We start from the raw sequence: 4,441 nt of genomic DNA, 5'->3' as shown, positions 1-4,441 counted from the left end.
GGCCGGGCGCGTGTGCCGGCCGGGCGCGCGTGCCAGCCGGGTGCGGGTGCCGGCCCGCGCGCGGGAGAGGAACTTATCCGGCTCCTGCCGTCCGGATCGTCCACGCGTACTCGAACGCGGTCTGGCGCCAGCGCTCGTACCGCCCGGAGACGCCACCATGGCCGGCACTCATCTCGCAGCGCAACAGGACCGGGCGCTCCGCGGAATCCGCCGAGGTGGACACCGCCCGGAGCCTGGCCACCCACTTGGCGGGCTCCACGTAGAGCACCCGGGTGTCGTTGAGCGAGGTCACTGCCAAGATCGCCGGGTAGTCCTTGGCCTCGATGTTCTCGTACGGCGCATAGGACGCCATGTAGTCGTAGACCTCCGGCGAATGCAGAGGATCCCCCCACTCGTCCCACTCGATCACCGTGAGCGGCAGCTCGGGCATGAGGATCGAGGTGAGCGGGTCGACGAACGGCACCACGGCCTGGATTCCCGCGAACAGATCCGGCGCCAGGTTGGCCACGGCGCCCATGAGCAGTCCACCAGCGCTCCCGCCCTCGGCCACCAGACGATCCGGCGCGGTGAGGCCGGAGTCGATCAGGTGCCGGGCGCAGTCGACGAAGTCGGTGAAGGTGTTCCGCTTGGTCAGGGTCTTGCCCTGCTCGTACCAGAGCCGCCCCATCTCCCCTCCGCCCCGCACGTGGGCCACGGCGTAGGCCATACCCCGGTCCAGCAGCGAGAGCCTGGCCACCGAGAAGGCGGGGTCGATGCTGGTCTCGTAGGACCCGTAGCCGTACAACAGGGTCGGGACCTGCTCTCCCGCGTCGATCCTCTCCGCCGTGCCCACGGACATCACGAGGGAGATGGGCACCCGGGTGCCGTCCGTCGCGGTGGCCCAGTCCCGGCGCTGCACATACCCGGCCGGGTCGTAGCCGCCGAGCACCTCCTGCTCGCGCAACAGCGTCCGCTCCCCCGTGGCCAGCGCCAGGGAGTAGACGCGGCCCGGGGTGACGAACGAGCCGAACCCGAACCTCAGCACCGGCGCGTCCCACTCCGGGTTCGACCCGGGGCCGGAGGTGAACAACTCCTCGTCGAAGTCCACGGGGGTGAACTCCGAGTACGCACCCACCCCGTCGGTCGAGGCGGGGTCCAGCGGCATCAGCGCGAACCGCGGCAACGCCCCCTCCCGGTACCCGAGCACCAGCACACGGGCGAACGCGTCGACCCCTTCCACCCGCACGTCGTCGCGGTGCGACACGAGTGGATCCAGGTCGCGGAAGTCACGGTCGACCGGACCGGCCGGCGCCTCGACCACCGCGAAGTTGGGAGAGCCCGCGTTGTGCGTGATGAGGAAGCGGTCCTCACCGCCCACGACCGCGTGCTCCACCTCGTACTCGACGCCCTCCTCGCGGGGACGCACGCACCAGAACTCGCCCGCCGGCTCGGCGGAGTCCATGCACCACACCTCGGTGGTGATCTTGGACCCCGCGGCGATCTGCAGGTACTTCTCGCTGCGAGTCTCGCCGATCCCGATCCAGTAGGACTCGTCGGGCTCGTGGAACACCTCGTCGTCGTGGTCCCGGCCCGTCCCGAGGCGGTGACGCCACACGGTGTCGGGACGCCACGCCTCGTCGACCGTCACGTAGAACACGTACTGACCGTCGCGTGACCAGGTGACACCGGCCGCGATACCCGGGATCTCCTCCGACGGCGCCGTGTAGTCGGGATCCAGGGAGCGGAAACGCAGGGTGTAGCGCTCGTCCCCCTCGGTGTCGGTGGCCCAGGCCAGCGCGCGGCCGTCGTGGCTGACCGAGAACGCTCCGAGCGCGAAGTAGTCGTGCCCCTCGGCCTCGGCGTTACCGTCCAGCAGCAGCTGCTCGCCGGGCAACTCGACACCGGGGGAGACCTCCGGCGGCACCCATCCGGCCGGGTCTCCGGGGTCCGCCTGGTACTCGGGCGGCACGGGGACCCGGCAGTGGCGGGCGTAGGACAGTCCCTCCGAGGTCCGGGTGAAGTACCACCAGCCGCCGGACCGCACGGGGACCGACATGTCGGTCTCCTTGACCCGGGAGCGGATCTCTTCGTAGACCGCGTCCTCGAGTGGCTTCTGACCTTCCGTCATCGCGTCGGTGTACGCGTTCTCCGCCTCGAGGTACTCACGGGTCGCCGGAGCGTCCTTGTCCCGCAGCCACTCGTAGTCGTCCACGAAGACGCGGCCGTGATGCTCGCGGCGGTGGGGTCGGCGCTCGGCCCGGGGGGCCGCCGGCACTCGCCGAGGTTCGGGCGTGTCGACCCCGCCGAGAGGGGTGGTGTCGGCCCCGCTGCCCGTGGCGTCGAAGGCGCTCACGCGGTCTCACCACCGAGCCAGTCGGTGAACCGCAGGCCGGAGATCCGCTCGTACGCCTCGATGTATCGCGCCCGGGTCGCCTCCACCACCTCCGGCGGGAGCGGGGGCGGCGGAGAGTCCGAGGACCGGTCCCAACCCGAGTCAGGGCCGGTGAGCCAGTCGCGGACGAACTGCTTGTCGAAGCTCGGCTGGACGCGGCCGGGCTCGTACCCGTCCGCCGGCCAGTACCGGGAGGAGTCCGGGGTGAGCACCTCGTCGGCCAGGATCAACTCGCCTCCGGACACGCCGAACTCGAACTTGGTGTCCGCCAGCAGCACCCCGCGCTCCGCGGCCATCTCGGCGGCGCGCGCGTACACCTCCAGGGTGGCGGTCCGGAGCCTGTCGGCCAGCTCGTCACCGACGATCGCCGAGAGCTGTTCGAACGAGATGTTCTCGTCGTGGTCGCCCACCGCGGCCTTGGTGGCCGGGGTGAAGATCGGTTCCGGCAGCCGGCTGGCCTCCACGAGACCTTCCGGCAATTCGACGCCGCACACCGACCCGGACTCGACGTACTCGGCCATCCCGGACCCGGTCAGATAGCCGCGGGCCACGCACTCGGCGGGCACCATGTCGAGGCGGCGTACGACCATCGCCCGGCCGAGGACCTCGGCGGGGATCCGTTCGTCGTCGCACGGCCCCGCCAGGTGGTTCGGCACGTCGAGGGCGTCGAAGAAGTAGGCGCTCATGGCCGTGAGAACCCGTCCCTTGTCGGGGATCGGCGTGCTCAGCACGTGGTCGTACGCCGAGATCCTGTCCGTGGCCACCAGGAGCAGCGTCTCGGCGTCGACCTCGTATAACTCACGGACCTTCCCGGCGGCGAGATGGCGGTAGGAGGAGAGCTCGGGTCGCATGGGGGCCAGCGTAGTCGGCGGGTGCCGGGGCGTCCGACCCGCCGATCGGTGTCGGTCCGGGCGGCGGGTCTCAGCCCAGCCGCGCGTCCAGCCACTCCCCTAGCGCCGCGTACGCCTCGTCCGCGCAGAGATCGTTGAACAACTCGTGGAGGCCGCCCTCGAACTCCCGGTAGGTGATCTCCGGCCGCGGGTCGTGGTCCGACCCGGCCACCTGGGCGAACCGCCGGGCTCCCTTCGGTGAGGTGATGGAGTCCGCCGACCCGTTGATCACCAGGGTCGGCAGCCGCAGGGAGCTCGAACGCTCCAGGAACCTCTGCCCGCCCGCGAGCAGCGTCCCGGCGGCCAGGGCCGGCACCCCCTTGTGGTGAACGAGCGGGTCCGAGGTGTAGTCGGCGACGTACTCGGGCACGCGGGAGATCTCGCTCGGATCCAGCTTCTCCACCGGCAGGAACGGCAGGAGCCGGGCGATCACCGGGGCCGCGGCCTTCAGGGGCGCGGGGGTACCCTCACCCACCACGATCCCGGGAGAAGAGAGGATCAGCCCCGCGAGGTCCCACGGGCGTCGGAGGGCGGACTCCCCCGCGATCAGCCCACCCATCGAGTGCCCCATCAACAGCCGCGGCAGGGATCCCGTGCCGTCGCCGGCGGGGGTGCGGGTCCACTCCACGACCGCGTCGCGGACCGCGAGGTTGTCCCGGATATGGGTTTCCGTCGCGATCCTGGCCCGCGGACCGGGCGCGGTCCCGTGACCCCGGAGGTCGTAGGTGACCACGCAGACGCCGCGATCGGCCAGGAACCGCACGGTCCGCCCGTACCGGCCGGAGTGCTCTCCGAAGCCGTGGACCAGCAGGAGCAGGGCCCGTGGGGTCTCGGCGTGATGCAGGGTCGCCTGCAGACCGGAGGTACCGGGGACGGGGATGACGGTCTCGCGCATGCGCCGAGACTAGCGCCCTCGGGCGCCCGTCCTCCCCCAAAGGTGCCAACCGGATCTCCACCTCGGGCGTCAAGACGGGCGTCCGCACGCGGACGAGCATGGAGCGGGTCCGAGAGATCCGTCCGGAGACGGTCCGGACGCCCACGACTCAGGAGGTCCCCGTGGTCCCCACCACTCCCGCGCCGGCGCCGGAACCCACATGCGACCGGGGCCGCACCCGACCTCGCGTCCGTCGCGCTCACCGGTCGGCCGGGGCGGTGGTCGCGGCGGTGGCCGGAGCGGTGG

At 71.5% G+C, this 4,441-nt stretch carries 3 protein-coding genes; all 3 read right to left on the bottom strand.

Going from position 1 to position 4,441, the window contains the following annotated elements:
- Positions 1-73: 73 nt before the first annotated feature.
- Positions 74-2,332, bottom strand: coding sequence for a S9 family peptidase (locus IY392_RS00935; protein ID WP_375292875.1), 2,259 nt, complete (start codon positions 2,330-2,332; stop codon positions 74-76).
- Positions 2,329-3,222 carry a phosphoribosylaminoimidazolesuccinocarboxamide synthase gene (locus tag IY392_RS00930; RefSeq protein ID WP_194860285.1) on the bottom strand — a complete coding sequence of 298 codons (894 nt, stop codon included), beginning with the start codon at positions 3,220-3,222 and terminating at the stop codon, positions 2,329-2,331. Before IY392_RS00930 ends, IY392_RS00935 begins: the two co-directional genes overlap by 4 nt.
- A 70-nt stretch (positions 3,223-3,292) precedes the next feature.
- Entirely contained in the window at positions 3,293-4,156 is an 864-nt protein-coding gene (locus IY392_RS00925) for an alpha/beta hydrolase (RefSeq protein ID WP_194860284.1), read from the bottom strand.
- Between the last annotated feature and the right edge of the window lie 285 nt (positions 4,157-4,441).

The sequence above is a fragment of the Dietzia sp. SYD-A1 genome (assembly GCF_015356725.1).
GTDB lineage: Bacteria > Actinomycetota > Actinomycetes > Mycobacteriales > Mycobacteriaceae > Dietzia.
The sequence above is the reverse complement of the archived record's forward strand: the minus strand, read 5'-3'. Positions and strand labels throughout refer to the sequence as shown.